Genomic DNA, 19,301 nt, shown 5'->3' on the forward strand with positions numbered 1-19,301 from the left:
AAATTAGTTGACCACTACAAGCACCTTATAGTGAAGAAATTATCAACCAATCACAACTGTAGGCTCGAAGCTCATTAGGAGCACTGAAATAACAGTTAAGCCCGGATATATGTCAGAGCAACGCTTTATTGCAAGTGGGTCAAACGTCAAACATTGTCAGCGACGAAATGAAAAAAAGAGGTAGTTTATTCTACCCAGCCAGAGTTATTTTGTTTGAGACACTGGGAGTGTCCATATATGTCTAATACAACATAATAAAAAAGAAAATATAGAGAGTAAATAAGCCACAAAGTGTGGCTTATCAACAAGGACTCTAAATTAGAAAAAGCTAGAAGATAAAATCAACACCAAATGATAGTGTGTCTGAACTGCCGTGGAAGTCCCAACCGGAGGGTTCATGGCCCTGATCGTTAAAATTATCAAATTGAACTTTTAAAGACGCACTGCTTGCGAAATCGTAACGAACTCCGTAACTTATTAATGTATGTTCTTCATATTCGCCACCGTTGACTCTATCTTGATCAGCTTTTGAGTAGACAATGTATGGCTGGAACTCATTCCACGTATAAACCAAAGATAAAATGAAGGTGGGCCATTCCTCTTGGTAACTGTCATAGCGTCTTACATAGTTATATTCAAATAAAACTGTAAATGGACTAAAATCAAGCGAACCGCCTACCCCATAAAATTTTTGCGAGGTTCTCAAACCTACACGGATTGTATCATTATCCATAACAAAATCTCGGTCCAGTTGATGTTCCATATACGCCACACGTACATCAAAAAAGTCGCCAGAGATATTCCAACTGACTCCCGTGATGTCGCGCCAATTTTCATTTACACCAATCGCTTTATTTTCGGCAGTATCATAAAAACCTTGTTCTGCATAAAAACCCATCTCTTTATTGTCTTCAGAGTTTTCATTTCCATAGTATGCAGTGACATTATTTGATAAGTCGCCCCATGAGAAATCTTTAGATATGTGAACACCATTAAACTGAACAATTTGCCACCAGTACAAATTTGAAGGTGGTCTCATCCATGGATAAGCAAACCCGACATCATAAAATTCAGAGTAATAGTACATTGGGATATTTCGACGCCCCAACATGAATGTCCAATCATTGTCAGTAAGGTAAGTTAAGTAATACCAACTTAACTCAGGTTTAAAGTCATCACTGCCCTTACTGGTTAATTGCGCTGTCATCATCAAATTATCAGCTAGGTTTGCTGTTGCTTGAAGTGCGATCATCGTCTCTGCATTAAATGTAAACTCGTTTTTATATTGACCAACTTCAAAAAAGTCAGCTGTAAAACGTTCGTCATCATCTAACGTCTGACCAGCTACAACAGATCCATAGCCACTGAATTTGACATCCGCTTTTACGGTAAAAGACAATGCTGTTGCCAAGATTAACAATAAAATTAAGGAATGTGTTATTTTCATTTTGTCACCTTTACCTAAAATTTGACAATAACTCTAACTTGGTCAGTAACCTGTGAAGCTTCAACATAACCAATTGTGCCAGGGTTAGCCGCTACGGCACTGATCACTTCACTCTCGGACCTCACATTTTTAGGTGGGGTCCCTTTACCTGTGAAGATTAATTTCGACCAATACGCTTTAATTTGGCTAGAAGACTTCCCAAGAAGTTGTTTATTAAATGCATTACGTGTCTTGTCACCTTCCGATAAATCAATGGGTAAAATGACTTGGCCATTGGCAAAATTCTTCATTTTGCCTAGGTAGATTCTCTTTATTTCGTTTTTAGTCAAATTGATTTGGTTTGATGGGTGAACTACAACAGCAACCTCAGCCAATGTGCTAAACGAACAAAATGAAGAAATAGCGACGGATAAAAAAACCGTTGAAACACTATATTTCATGATAGGGGCCTCCTAAGAAAACCATTTAAAAAGCATAAATGTAGTACGCATTCAAAGTTATAGAATAGAAATACAATATGTTCAAATAATAAACAATCGATCGATGGGTAAGTATAAAAAAATAGTGGCTTTTAATATTTAATTCAGGTTAACGAATACAAAAATATTACAGGCTATGGCATTGAAAGTATTAATAACAATAATCAAAAGCGGTATTGAATACTTTAATGGCCAGATAAGCTCTCGAGCCTGTAATTTTAATTGTGTATCTGCTTATAATTAAGCCAGTAATGGCTGAGGGTAAGCAATATGGATAAGAAAGCTTTAGAAGCCTTCGCTCGCGAAGCAGCTAAGTCGATTAAGACTCCTTCTGATCTTGATGACTTTAGGAAAATGTTAACCAAGGTGACGGTTGAGACAGCCTTAAATGCTGAACTTAATGAGCACCTTGGTTACGAAAAAACTCACCAACTAACGATAGTAACAGTCGAAATGACTACTCATCTAAACGCCTAATTACAGACGATGGTGAGATCCAGTTAGAAGTCCCTCGTGACCGTGACGGGTCCTTTGAACCCAAGCTTGTTCGTAAACATCAAACCCGATTTCAATCGATGGACGACAAGATCTTAAGCCTATATGCCAAAGGAATGACTACCCGTGAAATCGTCGCAACATTCAAAGAAATGTACGACGCGGATATCTCCGCCAGTCTAATATCTAAAGTTACAGATGCTGTTTTAGAACACGTGGTTGAGTGGCAATCTCGCCCGCTTGATGTGGTCTATCCCATCGTTTATCTCGATTGCATCGTCGTGAAAGCACGCCAGAATAAGCAGGTTATCAACAAAGCTATTTATCTCGCACTTGGCGTAAATATTGAAGATCAGAAAGAACTTCTTGGGATGTGGATGTCCGAAACCGAAGGAGCGAAGTTCTGGCTTAGCGTACTCACCGAACTTCAAAATCGAGGCGTGAATGATATCCTCATCGCGTGTGTTGATGGCCTCAAGGGCTTTCCTGATGCCATCAATGCCGTTTATCCAAAAACTCAAATTCAGCTCTGTATCGTACACATGGTGCGAAACTCAATGAAATACGTCCCATGGAAAGACTACAAGGCAATTACCACTGACTTAAAAGAAATCTATCAAGCAACAACGGAAGATGAAGCCCTTTTGGCGTTAGAGCACTTTGGTGATAAATGGGATGAAAAGTACCCTCAAATCAGTCGCTCCTGGACGGCTCATTGGGATAATCTCAATACTCTATTTAGCTACCCTCAAGATATTCGTAAAGCTATCTACACGACAAATGCTATTTAATCTCTGAACAGCGTGATCTGAAAAGCGACCAAGAAACGCAAACTGTTCCCGACAGATGAATCGGCTAGAAAGGTGGTGTACTTAGCGATAATGGATGCTTCCAAGAGGTGGACAATGCCTATTCATAACTGGAAGCAAGCTCTAAACCGTTTTATGATTATGTTTGAAGACCGACTAACTGAATACTTGTAACTAAGAGCAGTTACACAGAATTATTTACAGGGTCGTCGTCTAGTACACATTCTATTACTCCATGAACCAATCGAACGAAAGTTATTTGCATGCTGCCCTAATATTAGTAATCACTTTAATTATTTTGATGTGAGTTTCATATAACTTTATGAGTCAATGCCGTTACTTTGTCTTTCGAAGGCTGTGGTACCCACTCTGATAAATTAAAATAACTTAACTGCTCTCGCATCGCATGTGCTTGATCAGCCATTTTCTTAGCGGCTGCCATCGCCTCTTCTGTAACTGCTGAATTAGTTTGTACAAGCTCTGAAAGCCTCTGAACCACAATGTCTACTTCTTTGATAGCCTGTTGTTGTGTTTTAGTTGACCCATTTATCTTCGTTATATTCGCACTCACATCAGACACGGCTTCCATAATTTGCCCAAGTTTTTCACCCGAACTATTTGCCAGCTCGGTACCCTGTGCAACTTTGTGGTTACTGTTGCCAATAATTTCTTTTATTTGTTTAGCTGAAGCAGCACTACGGCCGGCCAATTCCCTAACCTCATTAGCAACCACTGCGAATCCACGGCCATGTTCACCAGCACGAGCCGCCTCAACCGCAGCGTTCAATGCCAATAAATTTGTTTGAAAGGCAAGTTCATCGATAACCGATACAATCTCATTAATGTCTTTACTGGCTCGATTGACCTCATTAATGGCCGATACAGTTTGGGTAGATAACTCTCCGCCTTCGATTGCAATTTGCTCAGCATTAGAAGCCAATAGCACAGCCCCATTTGATTGATTGGCAACCATTGTTAGCTCGTCAAGCATATTGGCAGTACTTGCTCCAGCCTCTTCAAGATTTGCAGCTTGTTCTTCCGTTCTTTGGCTAATCTCGGTGTTATTCGATGCGATTTCAGCAGCACTTTGAGCTACATTATTTGAGGCCGATTGAATATCTTGAATGACATCAGTCAACTTTAAAATTGTTGAATTAATGTCTTCTTTTAAAGTACCAAAAACACCTGAATATACGCCTGTAACATGATGGCTTAAGTCACCACGTGCCAAATTTGAAATGACGTCACTAAACTCACTGATGGCTTCTGAGACTTGGTCGGTAGAATCATTCACCCCTTCTTTAAGACGCTGTAATTGCCCCTGCAAAGGCAATGCTATATTGTGCGTGAAATCACCTTTAGACATGGCTTCCATCACAGTGCCTAGCTCTTCAATGACCAAATTTAAGTTTTTAACCGAATCATTAATGTCAGCTTTAAGCACATTTAATTGACCTGACATTTTTGACTTAATAACTTGGTCAAATCGGCCATGACTGATTGACATAATCACCGTAGAAATCTCAGAAATAGCAATATCTACAGAGGTTATAGAACTATTGATATTGTTTTTTAACTCAGCTAACTGACCAGTCGCCTCAACTTGAATTTGTTGCTTGAAGTCGCCAGAACTCACGCCTGACATAACTTGTCCAATTTCACCCATGATGGTGTCTAAATTACCAATACTAGAGTTTATACTTTCTTTTAAGTGACCCAATTGACCTGAAAGCGGCACATCTAATTTAGCAGAAAAGTCCCCTAGCTTTAACGCTGACATCACGCCACTGATGCCACTTATCGCAACTTGGACACTGTTTACTGAGTTATTCACACTTTCCTTTAAATTACCTAACTTACCTTTAGCAGTTACTGTTACTTGTTCCTTGAAGTTACCTTGTTCGACATTTTTCATGACATGCACAATACCACTCACCGTCGAATTAATTGAAGCTAATGAATCATTGATATTCGCCTTTAACGAGTCAAGCTCTCCTGACATAGGGGTCGTTAATTGGGTATCAAACTTTCCATCAGACATGTCTAGTGAGATTTGGTTTAGTTCTGAGATGGCATCACTCAATGTGCTAGCACAATTATTTGTCGCTTGTTTAAGTGAATCTAACTCACCCCGACAACTGACTTCTATCCTGTAATTAAAATTGCCTGATGCAAGCTGATTCATCACACTGTTCGTTGCAGTAATTGAAAGTTGAATGGCCTCCAAAAGAGAGTTAAATGCCTGCGCACAATTACCAATTTCATCACCAGAACTAATGGGAGTACGCAGTGAAAAATTTCCCTGTTGCTCAACCAATCTCATCGTGGCTTCGAGATCAAAAACAGGGCGTGTTAAAGTGCGCGCAAACCACAAAGCCCCAGAGGTGACTATTAAAATGGTAATAGCAATAATGAAAACTAACTTTTCTATGAGTGATGTTACTGAAGCAAAGGCTTCATTTTCGTCAATCTCAGCAATCAGAGCCCAATTAATATCGAATACTTTAACAGGTATATAAGTGGATAGAACAGAGTTTCCGTTATAGTTAACAATGATTTTTTGATTGGAAAGGTTATCGAGTGCCTCGTTTACTGCGACAGTATCAACGCGCCCATTTTTTGGAAACTTAAACGAATTACTCACTGAATGGAATTTACTATCTAGGTATGAATCCGAACGCATTAATTTCTCAGGACCCACTAAATAGGTTTCTCCACTATTTCCTAAGCCTTCTCTCTCAGTCATGATTTCATTGATCGAATCGATAGAAAGTTGACCCACAATGATGGCAACCACTTCACCCTCGACTATAATTGCACGACCAACGAAGCTTGCTGGGGCGTTATAGGACGGCATATACTGTTTGTAATCAGCAAATTCTGTTTTATCTGAGCGGGTAGCATGCTTTAACTGACGATATAAATCAGCTAAATTGCTTTTAGCGTATGGGCCTGTATCTAATGAGGTCGCGTAATCAATTTCTTTAAAAACAGAGTAGACAATATGCCCTGTTAGTGGGTCTATAATGAAAATATCATGAAAGCCATAGATATCTGCCATATCAACAAAATATTGATGATAGGCCCGATGTGCTAGATCGTAATTATCAAAATGACCCGTTTCAAATAATTTCTGTTTCTCACCTATGGGGTATTTATTATTAGAAATGTAACGCATTTGTAATTCAACGCTTATGTGGCTCATCCCAGCTAACTGTGCTTCTGCTGTAAATTGTGTGTTTTGAGGATTTTCTTTTATAAAGCGTTTAGCAAATTTATTGCTATAAAAATCTGCCAAAATGGAAGGTGTATGTGATGATTCAATTTGGTTAAAACTAGAAATAAATTCATCTGCTATAATGGGCAACATTGGGTTTGCAATAAAAGTATCTAGTTGTCTCTCAACATTTGTAAAATACCGATTAATGGCACTTTTTTTTATTTGACTGACAGCACCCAATTGAGAATAAATCTGACTGGTCATAGAGTTAGATGCCGTAGAAAGTGCGATACCAATGATGATAAAAAGTGGTATTAGAGACACCGCTAACCAAGCAGAAATCAACTTTTTTGTTAAATTTAATGATTTAAGCTTTTTTGCAAACTTATGCATTAATATTATCTCCATGGCAGTGAAGTACCTATAGAGCATAGAACAGAACAGCTTAAGATCTAGTTATTCAGACCTATAATATTAACTATATTATAATTTTCTATTATTGATTGCACCAAAGAGGCTATTCACTGAAACTAACCTACCGTGCACATTTTTAAATTCAGCGTGGCGTCTTGAACGCCTTTTAATAAACTTCCTCATATTTTAGACTTCTCCATAATCTTTCGATAAATACATTGTCTATTCAGCGACCTTTATCATCCATGCTGATCCGTACATTTTGCTCAAGCAGCTTCTGTGTGAACTCGGTACTGGTAAACTGACTATCTTGATCTGAGTTACACATATCAGGTGCACCATAGCATTGAATTGCCTCTTCAAGTGCTTCGATGCAAAAGTGCGTATCCATAGCATTTAAAAGCCGTCAGGACAATACCTTTCGACTATACCAGTCAATAATCGCGGCCAAGTATAAGAAGCCTTTAGCCATGGGAATATAGGTAATATCAATTGCCCAAGCTTGGCTAGGGTAAATCTCGCCAATGCCCATATCCCGCATGATTCTGACACTCCGCTTCCGATTAACGTGGCGATTCTTTTTAGCCAGTTCAGTACGAATACGTCGACTGTCCATAAATGGATACTGGAGGTGAATTTCATCAACCATACAGCGTAACTTAGCTTCCTCAGCACAGAGGCCTATAGGCTGACAATAGCGGTCAAACAATATTAAACAGCCCACATTGACGCTTTATCGATAGTTGGGTGGATTTATCCAGCGAATGCTTACGCTGTTCCCGATCTAACTACCGAGCACTTTCGCCAAAAAATTATTTTTCATGATTAACTGATTGATTTTGGCGTGTAGTTTATCTGTTTCTTCTGAGTTGCCTTTACCAGTTAAGCTCATAGAGGAGAAGATCATAGCCGCATTTTCAAGCAGTTCTTTTTCCCATGTAGCGATTTGGTTTGCGTGAAGAGTGTATTTCTGTGCTAATTAAGCAACGGTTTTATCTCCTTTAGCAGCAGTGGCCAAAGCCACTTTAGCTTTAAATTCAGGAGAGTGGTTTCTGCGTTTTCTAGTCATCATCTGTTCCAATATTTTTGGTTACTATAATACAGATCAATCACTTAAAGTTACGTCCGAAATTGGGGCCAGTTCTGTAGGGGGAGAAACGACATTCAATGAAGATACTAGTGTTTTAGAGTTACTAAAAAACGCTTAATGTGTGATTTATTGCTTGAACTTGAAAAGCGTGCAGCTCAGCATATCAAAGAGCGAGGGATTGCTAAGCTCGGTGTTAAGGTCAAGTTTCACGATTTTCAACAAGTAAGCAAAGAGTGTCAATTTGACGAGGTCAATGCTGCGGTTTTTTGTAATTTATTAAAAGAATTATTGGCGTGATTTCGACACAAGTCTGTCAGGCTAATTGGTATCCAAATTGGTTTATTAGACTCAAAACAAGGCCAACCCCAATTGGGCTTATTTGACAGTGAATAGACCTAGCAAGGGCTACCCTCAATGCACTTAGACTAAAAGATAAGTGTTGTTGGGGATTTTTGTGATAGCGTGAGATAAATAAAAAAATAACAATTCACAGGAGCGCACTATGCAATCGATTATGATTGTACTGTTTGGCATTGCCGGGATGATATTTGGGTGGTTTGTTTACTCCAAATTTATTGCTGAAAAAATATTTAAAATGGATGATGACTTTGTCACACCAGCCCATGAACTTAAGGATGGGGTAGACTATGTGCCTACGAATAAAGTGGTTTTATGGGGTCATCACTTTACCTCTGTTGCGGGAGCTGCACCTATTGTTGGACCTGCTATTGCAGTTTATTGGGGGTGGGTCCCCGCGGTTTTATGGGTAGTAATAGGAACTATCTTTTTTGCTGGCGTACATGATATGGGCGCGCTTTGGGCAAGTGCGCGGCACAAAGGTAAGTCAATGGGGGCGCTCTCTGAAACCGTGATAGGCAAACGCACTCGGGCTTTATTTATGATTGTGGTGTTTTTGGTATTGTTGATGGTTAATGCCGTATTTGGTGTGGTGATTGCGAATTCTTTTGTCGCTAACCCGACTGCGGTGCTGCCAGCGTGGGCTGCGATAGTCGTTGCGTTGGTAATAGGTCAGCTATTAAAACGTAAAGTACCATTGTTACCATTGTGTTTTGTGGGTGTAGCGATACTTTATGCCACCATTTATATGGGCACCGGCGCGCCGATAGCTTTACCGAGCGAAATATTTGGTTTAACTGACAAAGCCAGCTGGATTGTTATTTTGTTTGTGTATGCGGCTGTGGCGTCTTTACTTCCGGTATGGATGCTACTGCAACCGAGAGATTTTATTAATGGCATGCAGCTGTTGGTAGGGCTTGTACTGCTATACGGCGCTGTATTTGTGGTGATGCCCGATATTACTGCGCCGGCATTTAACACGCAAACGGTTGTTGATACACCGAGCATTATTCCTTTATTGTTTGTGACGATAGCGTGTGGCGCTGTTTCAGGTTTTCATGGCATTGTGTCTTCTGGTACAAGCTCAAAGCAATTAAACAAAGAAAAAGATGCGCGCTTTGTCGGGTATTTGGGGGCCGTTGGTGAAGGCAGTTTAGCGTTAATCACTTTAGTTGCGGTGAGTGGGGTTATGCTGGCTGTGTCACCAGAGGAGTGGCATGAAATATATAGCCACTTAGGTGCAGGGAGTGTCTCTGCGTTTATTACAGGCGGCTCTAATTTGATCAGCAGTGGCTGGGGAATTTCTGCCGAAATTGCAGGCACATTACTTGCAGTAATGGTAGTGCTTTTTGCAGGGACGACCATGGACTCGGGTGTGCGACTTCAACGGTATATTATTCAAGAGTGGGGTGATATTTATCAACTTAACCTGCTTAAAAATGGCATGGTCGCGACGTTTATTGCCGTAGCATGTTGTTTATTGTTGGCGTTTGGTGCAGGTGGCGCGTCAGGCAGTGGTGGCATGATAATTTGGCCGTTGTTTGGATCAACAAACCAAATATTAGCCAGTTTAACGTTATTGGTGATTTCGGTTTATTTGATTAAATTGGGAAGGCCTGCGAAGTATACCTTGATCCCAATGAGTTTTGTGTTGGTCATGGCATTTTTTGCCGGGCTTATTAAGCTGGTTGAATATTATGAACAAGGGAATTGGTTGTTAGTGAGTTTGGATATTGTTGTACTGGTTGTGAGTGTCCTAGTGATGCTTGAAGCTTGGTCGGTGATAAGTCGCCTTAGGCAAGATAACGCTACACAACAGCAAACTCAATGATACAAGATAACAATTGGGTTTATCGTACAAACTGGTAAACACGGTACAAATAGCTGATAATTACGCCCTTAAATTAATCTTTAAGGGCTTTTTTATGTCTTTTCCTCTTGCGTTACCCTGTCATGATTTTTTAACCCAAGATGCCGATGCGGTGATTGTCATCGCTGCTAATACGCAAGGTTTGGGTCATACTCAGCTTGATGTTGCTTTGGCACCCTATTTAGCGGTTGATCAGCGCATTAATAGTAAAGCGACACTAGTACTGGCTAATGATCTACCAGGCAAGCGCTTAATTGTATCCCCAACAGGTCCATTACATCGTGATTATGACGATGTACGTCGAGTCTTTGACGCCGCAAAATCAGCCATCGTAGAAGCCAAAGCTGCGGGCGTGACGAAACCGGCACTTATTGTTACGGGGCTACCTGCCGATGAACGTTATAAAAATGCATTAGAGGTTGCTTTTCTAGGTGCATGCCAAGCGCTATGGCAGCCACTGGAAGCTCGTGAGTATCGTGGTGAAAGTATTGAACCGGTTACGGAAATACACTTAGTAGGCGCAAGCGACGCGCAAGCTAAGCAATTGAACGCAATAGCTTCTGGACAATATGCTGCGAGAGATTTATGTGGTACTGAGCCGGAAAGAATGGCCCCACCGCGTTTTGCTGACTATTGTGTCGAGCTCTTTGCAAACACGTCTGTATCCGTCGAAGTGATTGCTGATATTGATAAGATTGAAAGTGATTACCCTATGTTAGGTATGGTCGCCCGTGCATCTTATACTGTTGAGCGCCACCACCCTCGCGTTGTTAAACTAGAATATACACCAACAGGTGACGTAACTCGTACATTGATGTTTGTTGGTAAAGGCTTAGTATACGACACAGGCGGCGCTGATTTAAAAGTTGGTGGCTTTATGGCGGGTATGAGCCGAGACAAAGGCGGTGCAGCCTCTGTCGCTGGGTTTATGAAAGCGGTTGCTGATTTTCAGCCTAAAGGCGTAAAAGTAATTGCTTACTTAGCGGTTGTACGCAACTCTATAGGTTCAGACTGTTTTGTCCCAGATGAAATCGTAACGTGTCGCGAAGGGTTAAAAGTACGAATCGGTAATACCGATGCTGAGGGGCGCTTGGCGATGGGTGATCTATTAAGTGAAATGAAGGATTTGGCACAATCTCAAATTAATCCTGAATTATTCACTGTCGCTACACTCACAGGGCATGCAGCCCGTGCAGTGGGTCCATATAGCGCGTATGTTGAAAACGGCCCAGCCCGAGCTGCAAAAGTATCTCGTCAATTGGCAGATATTGGTGATTTGTGGGCTGATGGGGCTGAGTTATCACGTAGTCGCCGTGAGGATTATGATTTTATCAAGCCTCGCACATTGGCAGATGATGTGATCTCAAGTAATAATGCGCCATCGGCCATTACTGCGCGCGGGCATCAATTCCCAATGGCATTTTTAGCATTAGTGGGTGGTTTAGATAAGCATGGTAGCGATGCAGAACAGCCTATTCCGTATGTGCATATGGATATTGCTGGCAGTGGTGTTGAAGGTGGTGATTGGCAGCACGGTAAACCAACTGCAGCGACAGTGGCGAGCTTATTTGCCCGTTATTGCTTATAAGCCTACGTGTTAAGTGTGGTGTATTTATGATGCTAATTAAGAGTAGGCATTAGAGCAGACACTTAAAAACCAGACCGGACAATGCATGATATAATGCATTATCCGGTATTTACTTAAATTTTAAAACGTTGCACAACTTGGCCTAATTGGTGACTAGATTGTTTTAAGTTGAGGCTGGCATCAGTCAATGTCTGCGTTGTGTCTAATGATTGCTGGGTCGCATTCGATAAGTCGGTAATACGTAAGTTGACTTCTTGTGCTACGCTGCTTTGTTCTTGTGTTGCCCGTGCGATATGGCTATTCATATCACTGATCACCGTGATTAAGCGTTCAATTTCGTCTAATACTTGATCGGCTCCGCTGGCCTGTGCGACGGTATTCTCTGAAATTTCCTGACATGATTGCACTGCATTGACCGTTTCTTGGGCATTTTTTTGTAGCTTCTCAATCATTTTTTGAATTTCGTCCGTGCTTTGCCCCGTGCGGCTGGCTAGCGTACGTACTTCATCAGCCACGACAGCAAAACCTCTACCTTGTTCACCAGCTCTGGCCGCTTCAATCGCTGCATTGAGAGCCAGTAAATTGGTCTGTTCGGAAATGCCACGTATGACATCAAGTACGGAGCCAATATTATTGCTTTCGGTTGCTAAAATTGCTGATACTTTACTCACACTTTGTATGTTAGATGAAAGCGTTTGAATCGCTGTAATGGTATTTGCGATCACAAGTTTTCCTTGCTCGCTGTTTTGCAGAGCGTCTTTAGCTGCAATTTCTGCTGCATGTGCGTTTTCGCTGACGGCTTGTATTTGGGTGCTCATTTGTTCTACTGCTGTTGCAACTTGCCTGCTGTTATCATCTTGTTGCTCAATGTGAGTTAGATTAACTTTTCCAGCGTCGTCAACTTGATTAGCAAATTGTTCAACATGGCGGGTGTTTTCTGAGACTTGAGCAATGGAGTGGCGCATTTTTTCAGTGTATGAGTTGAAATATCGAGAGAGTCGAGAGATCTCGTCATTGCCGTGTTCATCTAGCTGCTGGGTTAAATCTCCTTGACCTTGAGATATATCCTTCATCATATCTGCTGCCAAGCGAATGGGGTGCAAGACACTGTTACTTATTACGCTGCTAAGTACAGCTAAGATAATAATAATGACCACGACATCAATGATCATTAGCCAGCGCAATTCAGAAAATGCCGCATCAATGGTATCTAAGTACACACCAGAACCGATTATCCATTGCCACGGCGTAAACCCTTTCACGAAAGATATTTTATCAACGGGGGTTTGAGCACCAGGTTTTGGCCATTTGTAGGGCACAAAGCCTTCCCCCTGTTTTTTTACCACGTTGACCATTTCGACAAATAGGCGCGTGCCATCTGGATCTTTACTATTGACTAAGCTGTTACCATCAAGTTGAGGCTTGAGGGGGTGCATTATCATTGTGGGGTTAAAGTCATTCACCCAAAAGTAGTTATCGCCATCATATTTCAAGCCTTTGATTGCTGTTAGAGCAGCATGTTTTGCAACAACTTCAGGTAATACACCTTCGAGGTATTGGGTGTGATACAAAGTGAGTAGGCTATGCGCTGTTTCTACCAAGTTTTTGGTTTTTTCATATTGTTGTTTTTCAAGGGTGGCATATTGCTGAGTCAGGTTGGTTATACTTAACAAAACCAGCCCGAGCACAACCACCATCAGCAACATCATGAGTCGCTGAAAAATAGTGAATCGTCGTAGAAACTGCATATAGGTATCCTTATAAAAATACACAATCCTGTGCATAAAAATAGAAGGTGAATACTGTAAGATAAATAATTAAAGAGGGACTGTCAGTAAAAAATTTGAATAATTTTTTCTTTTAAAATAGAAAGTTGTGATTTTTTGATGGGGTGATAATACAATTAGATTTTGGTCTAATATAAAGCCTACAAAAGTAGGCTTTATAGGAACTTGCAACCGTTTTTGATTACATGTCAAAATGTCGATTAAAGAAGTTTGTGATAGTTTGATGTAAATGGGTTTGCACTTTTTTACCACGTAAACTGTGTTTTGAACCTGGGTATGTCATCATTTCAAATGGCTTTGCATTGTCTTGTAGCTGCTTAAATAATTTGGTTGCATGAGTAAATAATACGTTGTCATCTGCCATGCCGTGATAAACCATTAATGGGCCATTTAAGTTATCCGCGAAGGGGAATACTGCACTTTGCTCATATCCAACCGCGTTGGTTTTTGGGTGTCCTAAGTAACGCTCTGTGTAATGGGTATCATATAACGCCCAATCAGTTACTGGCGCACCCGATACACCTGCTTGAAAGTAATCGCCCGCCTTAAACATGGCCATCAGTGCCATATATCCGCCATAGCTATGACCATAAATACCAATTCGTGTTGAGTCGACGTAATCAAGTGTACGTAAAAACTCAACCCCTTTGATTTGATCTGCAACTTCTACTTCACCTAAATGCTTATAAATTGGCGCTTCAAATGCTTTGCCTCGGTTATAAGAGCCTCGGTTATCAAGTTGGAAAATCACATAGCCTCGTTGGGCCATGTATTGAAAGTACAGGTTCTTACTGCGCCAACTATTGGTTACTCGTTGCGCATGAGGCCCCCCGTAGACGTTAACCATAACAGGGTGCTTTTTGCCTTTTTTCATATTGGCTGGTTTAAAAATACGATAGTGCAAGGTTTGCCCATCTTGCGCTTTAATCGTCCCGTACTCAGGTTCTGCAAGGTCGCTTAGGTAGGGGGTTAAAGGGTGGTTTTTATTCAGTGGATTTTGCTCAAGCCAAGTAATAAACTCCCCATTGACTTTACGCAAGGCAACCGAGTTTGGTTTATTAACAGCTGAACTGTTGTCGATAAATGTTTGGGCATCTTTAGCAACCACCACTTTATGATAGCTACCTAATTGAGTAACACGTTTGGCGTTGCTGTCTTTGAATATGCTGACACTATACAGATGCTGCTCTAATGGTGTATCGGCACGACCTGCAAAATAGACAAGGCCTTTTTGTTCATCAATGCCCTTTATAGAGTCAACGATCCACTCACCTTGAGTTATTTGGCGTACTAATTGACCATTAGTACGGTATAAGTATAGGTGTTTATAACCATCACGCTCAGAAGCCCAGATAAAGTGTTTTTTGTCGTTTAAGAAGCGTAAATCAAAGTGTAAATTAACCCAAGTATCGCTACGTTCTGTCAAAGCAACAGATTGTTTTTTGGTTTTGCTATCATAAAAGCGCAGCTCTAAGGCCTGTTGTGAGCGATTTTGCCATTGATATGACAATGTTTTATTATCTTTAAGCCATTTGGCTCTAGCGAGATAAATGTCTTGGTCTTTACCTAAATCAACCCAGTCTACTTGTTGATCATTGATGTTTACTACACCCAATGCAATTTTGACATTGTTTGTGCCCGTAAATGGATAGCGTTGATTGAATAACTTAACTTCATCGGCATATATTTCATTACGAATCGCTTCCTCAACAGGGCTTTCATCAATTCGAGTGAAGGCGACCTTTGATTCATCACCAGCCCACCAATAGCCAGTCATTCGGCTCATTTCTTCTTGGGCGACAAACTCCGCCATCCCATTTTTTATAACGCCACCACCATCTGTGCTGAGCGCTATTTCTTTGCCAGAGGCAAGTTCTAGGGCATATAAGTTTTGTTCGCGAATGAAAGACACATAATTGCCTTTTGGCGAAAATCGCGCATCTGTTTCAAAGGCCTCGGTATTAGTTAGCTTTTTACTTTTCCCCGTACTGACCTGATAGTGATATAGGTCGCCATTCAATGGAAATAAGAGCGCTTTTCCATCCGTTGACCATTTGTACTCTAAAATACCACGACCAAATACACGCTGCCTTTCTCGGCGTGCCTTTTCTTCATTCGATAATGTTTCTGGCCCAGAGAATAAGGCTGCAGAGTCAACCAATAAACGATTAGATTTGTCTTTCAGGTTGTATTCCCAAAGATCGTAACGGTTATAGTCATCGACCTTACCTTGTAAGTAAGTCACACGCTTACCGTCAGGAGAAAACTTGAGTTTTACAGGCGCTTTACCTGCTAAACTTGGATCATCAAAAATACGTTCAAGGGTTAATGGCTTGGCCGCAATACCAGTACTATTTAATAGTAATGGCAGGCTGAAGGTTAAAGACGCTAAAATCGCTCGCACAAGAATGCCTTATAAAAATGTAATTATTTAGTAAATGGTATAAGCAAGCATAGGCAATGGCAATAAATTGGGATAGAGTGCGAATAAAAATACGTTGGAGAGATTGATGACATTTGAGTTAGCCTCAGAATTACAAAGAGACTGCATCGCGCTGGCTGATTGGCCGTTATGTAAAGTGTTATTGATGAATGATAGCCAGTACCCATGGTTCATTTTAGTACCAAGAATAAGCGGTTTAAAAGAAATAATCGACTTAACAGATACACAGCAAAAAACATTTTGGTTGGAGTCGGCAAAACTCAGCGAGTTACTACGAGATGTGTTTAACCCTGATAAGCTCAATGTTGCTGCGCTGGGAAATATGGTGCCGCAGTTACATGTGCACCATATAGCTCGTTTTACAACGGATATAGCATGGCCAAAGCCGGTTTGGGGCTTGCGTTCTCCCGTTGCTTATTCAGATGAACAGCTTGTCGAACTCAAAAAGGCGCTATCATTATAGCGCCTTCTTCTTAGTTTAAAAATGTAGCGTTGGTTTATAGGCCCAGTATCGCTTTACCTTGCTTGAAAGTAACGTCTACAGGGATATTTGCAGCGGACAGTTTCGCTAAATCCGCCTGTAATTCAGCTTTTATGTCACCATGAGTGGCGATCAGTTTGCTTACTTTTTCATAGTCGCCATCACCTTGCAGCGTTAGGATCAACTGTGAGAGGTTTTTCATCGCGATGGCCATCTTTTGCATATTAACTTTGTAAAGGCCTTGCTTATTTTTAGAGAATGCACCTTGCTCTTTGAAGAAGTTAAAACGGATCATATTAGCTTTACCGTGTGCACTTGACGCACCAAAACGCACTGAGCGGAAGATCCCCGCCATAAAGGTCGTATAATAATCTTCTAGGGTACCTTCTGTGATCTCTCCTTTTTTGAGGAGCTGTTCAACCATATAAAGACCTAGAATATCGGCTTTGCCTTCTTCTAGGGCACTGGCATGTTCTTGCAGAGACTGGCGAACGGTGCCTTTTCCTGTGATGGTATTTTTTATACCTAGACCATGAGCAACTTCATGGAACATAGTATTGGCAAAGAATGCATCAAATGTGATGTGTTTACGTTGTTCAGGTACAATTAGTTGCTCAGAGATGGGGAGCATAATTTTGTTGAACTTTGCACGCATCGCATTTTTTAGTTGCAGGCGTCGAGTGCCTTTTTCTAGCTGTACTTGCTCATCATTAGGGAGATTAATAGCAATGGTTTTACTGCCGGCATTCGAGTGACCTGCGTAATAAATAACGTCATACGCATTTAAGTCAGCATCAGAGCCTGGTACTTCCTGCTTATATTTTTGATCGACTGGTAAGCCGGTTTGGAGTTCAGGTAAAAACGCAGCAAACTTAGCTAGGCGCTCGCTCCATGCTAAATCTTTAACAAGTACATATGACTCAAACCCAGCTCGATAGCCAAATAGCTGATCTTCATATGTTTCAATTGGACCAATCACCACATCGATTGGGTTATTTTTCATATCCATCCAAGCGAAATCAGAGCGCTGATAGCTGTTATTTAAAAGTGCATCAGCCCTTAAATTAAGGTAGTTGGCAAACTCTTTATCCTGGGCCAAAGTACTGGCTTCTCTTAATAACGATGCTGCATGTGTGAGCTCAGTACTAAATGCTTCAGAGTATGATACGCTGTATAGGGCGCCTTGTTCATCTCGCTTGATCAGGGAGTATAGCCCTTGTTTATCTTTTATGGCAGCAGTGTTTAATTCTTCTTTTGTAATATCATGGGGGTAAAACTCTGCTCCGGGGGTTTTTGTGTCAAAGCCAGAGAGAAAGACTTTGTCACCGTCCAATCTATCCCATGGACCATAATTAATATCGGCAAATTGACGTGCTTTATCGTCTTTGATACGGCCTAAAAATGTTGCTTTATCCGTTCCAAAACTTTGCTTCCAAAATAATTCATCCATTATTTCTGAGGCATCGATGAGCTTACTCAGCATCTTTTTCTGATTGTCGTTTAAGTGTGATAAGTCAGTATTAAGTGTAACCTCAGTATAAATATCGAGACGGGACTGGTTAGTATTAACTAACGTGTAGTGATGACTTTGCGCTTCAGAGTTGCTTGATTGAGCAGGTTTAGAGGTGTTATCAGAACAGGCCCCTAAAGCGAATGTGCTTGCAAGAAATAGTGCTAAGCTGATCTTTGAAAGTTTCATAGAAAACTCATTTTTTGTTATTGATTTGTGACGCCTACCATACCGGAATGCGTTATTAATTGCTGCCTTTGTATAATGTATTTGGCATTAAATATTATTTTCACCTAAATGAGAGAAGATGTTTTTTATACTTTTCTTAACTTTATCGAGAACTTAGTCAATACTAAGGAGTATAAGAATAAGCGTACTTTATTGTGCACATCATAAAAATTTATACCCCAAGGGATAAACTTATGTCGACAGAAAATGCTTTACTGACCATTCTAATAGATAGGATTAATAACGATACTTTAGTTTTGCCCACGCTCCCCGAAATTGCAGTCAAAGTTAGACAAGCCGCCGATGACCCTGAAGTGAATTTGGTGCAAATGGCGGATGTAATTTCTCAAGACCCAGCTTTGTCGGCGCGCATGATGAAAGTCGCTAACAGTGCTTTTATGGGGCGGTCGGTTAAAGTGAATACGCTAAACCAAGCTGTTACGCGCATTGGTTTAAGACAGATAAAAAATATTGCAACCGCAATGGCAATGGAGCAGTTATTTGTATCGAATAATAAATTGATCAGAACGTATATGGATAAGGCTTGGCAAAAAACATTAAAAGTAGCCTGCCAAGCTATAACCACAATGGATTTTTATTTACGCGTCAATAAACATACATCGTTAAATAAAGAAACAATCACACTGGCTTCGTTGGTTTTCAATATCGGGGTATTACCTATTTTAACCGAAGCAGAACGTCATCCAGAAGTATTTGCTAACCCAAGCTTTTTAGCACATGCAATACAAAAACTTGCAGGTAAAATTGGGGGAGCAATTATGCGAGAGTGGGGCTTTACTGATGACTTTGCAGAAGTGGCTGAAAGCTGGTCAAACCCAAACTATAAATCCGAACATGTATGCTATGTTGACTTCATTCGAGTTGGCGCAATTATTGAGAGTATCCTGCAGGTATCAGATAAGGCTGCCGCACTGGGCACATACGAAAGCAAAGGAGCGATCCGTTCATTAGACATGTTTACCAGTGATGAATATCTAGAAACGTTAGATGATGTGAAAAGCATGTTTGCATAACTCTGACAGCCACACATCATAGATAGGTAGATAGTAAGGTGGGTACACC

At 40.8% G+C, this 19,301-nt stretch carries 11 protein-coding genes and 2 pseudogenes; 6 read left to right on the forward strand and 7 right to left on the reverse strand.

All coding sequences use genetic code 11. The annotated features are described in order from the left end of the window. Nucleotides 1–328: 328 nt before the first annotated feature. Complete coding sequence (locus CWC18_RS06120; protein WP_138589545.1) at nucleotides 329–1,447, reverse strand: porin; 1,119 nt, start codon at nucleotides 1,445–1,447, stop codon at nucleotides 329–331. A gap of 14 nt (nucleotides 1,448–1,461) precedes the next feature. After that, on the reverse strand, nucleotides 1,462–1,887 hold the full coding sequence (locus tag CWC18_RS06125; protein ID WP_138674913.1) for a substrate-binding domain-containing protein: 426 nt from the start codon (nucleotides 1,885–1,887) through the stop codon (nucleotides 1,462–1,464). 309 nt (nucleotides 1,888–2,196) lie between these two features. On the opposite strand from CWC18_RS06125, the pseudogene CWC18_RS06130 reads away from it, so the two are divergent. Beyond that, nucleotides 2,197–3,404 (forward strand): annotated as a pseudogene (locus tag CWC18_RS06130) (IS256 family transposase). Between the two features lie 136 nt (nucleotides 3,405–3,540). Here CWC18_RS06130 and CWC18_RS06135 read toward each other — a convergent pair. Beyond that, nucleotides 3,541–6,843: a methyl-accepting chemotaxis protein gene (locus CWC18_RS06135; protein ID WP_138674914.1), complete on the reverse strand. Its 3,303-nt coding sequence runs from the start codon at nucleotides 6,841–6,843 to the stop codon at nucleotides 3,541–3,543. A 190-nt stretch (nucleotides 6,844–7,033) separates the two neighbouring features. Continuing rightward, a pseudogene (locus CWC18_RS06140) lies at nucleotides 7,034–7,933 on the reverse strand (DDE-type integrase/transposase/recombinase); the annotation flags it as partial. 138 nt (nucleotides 7,934–8,071) lie between these two features. Between CWC18_RS06140 and CWC18_RS06145 the strand changes: the two are divergent. The 3 genes from CWC18_RS06145 (at nucleotide 8,072) to CWC18_RS06155 (ending at nucleotide 11,769) form a co-directional block, all read left to right on the forward strand. Then, nucleotides 8,072–8,251 (forward strand): hypothetical protein, encoded by a 180-nt coding sequence (locus tag CWC18_RS06145; protein ID WP_138589548.1) that lies wholly within the window; start codon nucleotides 8,072–8,074, stop codon nucleotides 8,249–8,251. A gap of 205 nt (nucleotides 8,252–8,456) precedes the next feature. Further along, the gene (locus CWC18_RS06150) at nucleotides 8,457–10,142 is read left to right on the forward strand and encodes a carbon starvation CstA family protein (RefSeq protein WP_138589549.1); all 1,686 of its coding nucleotides are present in this window, start codon (nucleotides 8,457–8,459) and stop codon (nucleotides 10,140–10,142) included. Nucleotides 10,143–10,236: 94 nt separating this feature from the next. Beyond that, the gene (locus CWC18_RS06155) at nucleotides 10,237–11,769 is read left to right on the forward strand and encodes a M17 family metallopeptidase (protein WP_138589550.1); all 1,533 of its coding nucleotides are present in this window, start codon (nucleotides 10,237–10,239) and stop codon (nucleotides 11,767–11,769) included. A gap of 113 nt (nucleotides 11,770–11,882) precedes the next feature. On the opposite strand, the gene CWC18_RS06160 is transcribed toward CWC18_RS06155, so the two are convergent. Beyond that, nucleotides 11,883–13,517: a methyl-accepting chemotaxis protein gene (locus CWC18_RS06160; protein ID WP_138674915.1), complete on the reverse strand. Its 1,635-nt coding sequence runs from the start codon at nucleotides 13,515–13,517 to the stop codon at nucleotides 11,883–11,885. A 220-nt stretch (nucleotides 13,518–13,737) separates the two neighbouring features. Beyond that, a complete protein-coding gene (locus tag CWC18_RS06165) occupies nucleotides 13,738–15,951 on the reverse strand; it encodes a S9 family peptidase (protein WP_249348099.1) in 2,214 nt (737 codons plus the stop codon). 115 nt (nucleotides 15,952–16,066) lie between these two features. Here CWC18_RS06165 and CWC18_RS06170 point away from each other — a divergent pair, with 115 nt between their 5' ends. Beyond that, nucleotides 16,067–16,462, forward strand: a complete 396-nt coding sequence (locus CWC18_RS06170) for an HIT domain-containing protein (protein ID WP_138674917.1) — start codon at nucleotides 16,067–16,069, stop codon at nucleotides 16,460–16,462. A gap of 34 nt (nucleotides 16,463–16,496) precedes the next feature. Here CWC18_RS06170 and CWC18_RS06175 read toward each other — a convergent pair whose 3' ends face one another. After that, on the reverse strand, nucleotides 16,497–18,179 hold the full coding sequence (locus CWC18_RS06175; protein ID WP_138674918.1) for a dipeptidyl-peptidase 3 family protein: 1,683 nt from the start codon (nucleotides 18,177–18,179) through the stop codon (nucleotides 16,497–16,499). A 233-nt stretch (nucleotides 18,180–18,412) separates the two neighbouring features. Between CWC18_RS06175 and CWC18_RS06180 the strand changes: the two genes are divergently transcribed. Then, entirely contained in the window at nucleotides 18,413–19,252 is an 840-nt protein-coding gene (locus CWC18_RS06180) for an HDOD domain-containing protein (protein WP_138674919.1), read from the forward strand. Nucleotides 19,253–19,301 lie beyond the last annotated feature (49 nt).

Origin of the sequence: Pseudoalteromonas aurantia, from assembly GCF_005886875.1 — a bacterium.
In the GTDB taxonomy this organism is placed as follows: Bacteria; Pseudomonadota; Gammaproteobacteria; order Enterobacterales; family Alteromonadaceae; genus Pseudoalteromonas; species Pseudoalteromonas aurantia_A.

What these genes read in the sequence shown, in the direction of transcription:
- CWC18_RS06170 (WP_138674917.1), top strand. Translation starts at nt 16,067, where the DNA reads ATGACATTTGAGTTAGCCTCAGAATTACAAAGAGACTGCATCGCGCTG.
- CWC18_RS06120 (WP_138589545.1), bottom strand. Translation starts at nt 1,447, where the DNA reads ATGAAAATAACACATTCCTTAATTTTATTGTTAATCTTGGCAACAGCA.
- CWC18_RS06160 (WP_138674915.1), bottom strand. Translation starts at nt 13,517, where the DNA reads ATGCAGTTTCTACGACGATTCACTATTTTTCAGCGACTCATGATGTTG.
- CWC18_RS06145 (WP_138589548.1), top strand. Translation starts at nt 8,072, where the DNA reads ATGTGTGATTTATTGCTTGAACTTGAAAAGCGTGCAGCTCAGCATATC.
- CWC18_RS06125 (WP_138674913.1), bottom strand. Translation starts at nt 1,887, where the DNA reads ATGAAATATAGTGTTTCAACGGTTTTTTTATCCGTCGCTATTTCTTCA.
- CWC18_RS06180 (WP_138674919.1), top strand. Translation starts at nt 18,413, where the DNA reads ATGTCGACAGAAAATGCTTTACTGACCATTCTAATAGATAGGATTAAT.
- CWC18_RS06175 (WP_138674918.1), bottom strand. Translation starts at nt 18,179, where the DNA reads ATGAAACTTTCAAAGATCAGCTTAGCACTATTTCTTGCAAGCACATTC.
- CWC18_RS06135 (WP_138674914.1), bottom strand. Translation starts at nt 6,843, where the DNA reads ATGCATAAGTTTGCAAAAAAGCTTAAATCATTAAATTTAACAAAAAAG.
- CWC18_RS06155 (WP_138589550.1), top strand. Translation starts at nt 10,237, where the DNA reads ATGTCTTTTCCTCTTGCGTTACCCTGTCATGATTTTTTAACCCAAGAT.
- CWC18_RS06150 (WP_138589549.1), top strand. Translation starts at nt 8,457, where the DNA reads ATGCAATCGATTATGATTGTACTGTTTGGCATTGCCGGGATGATATTT.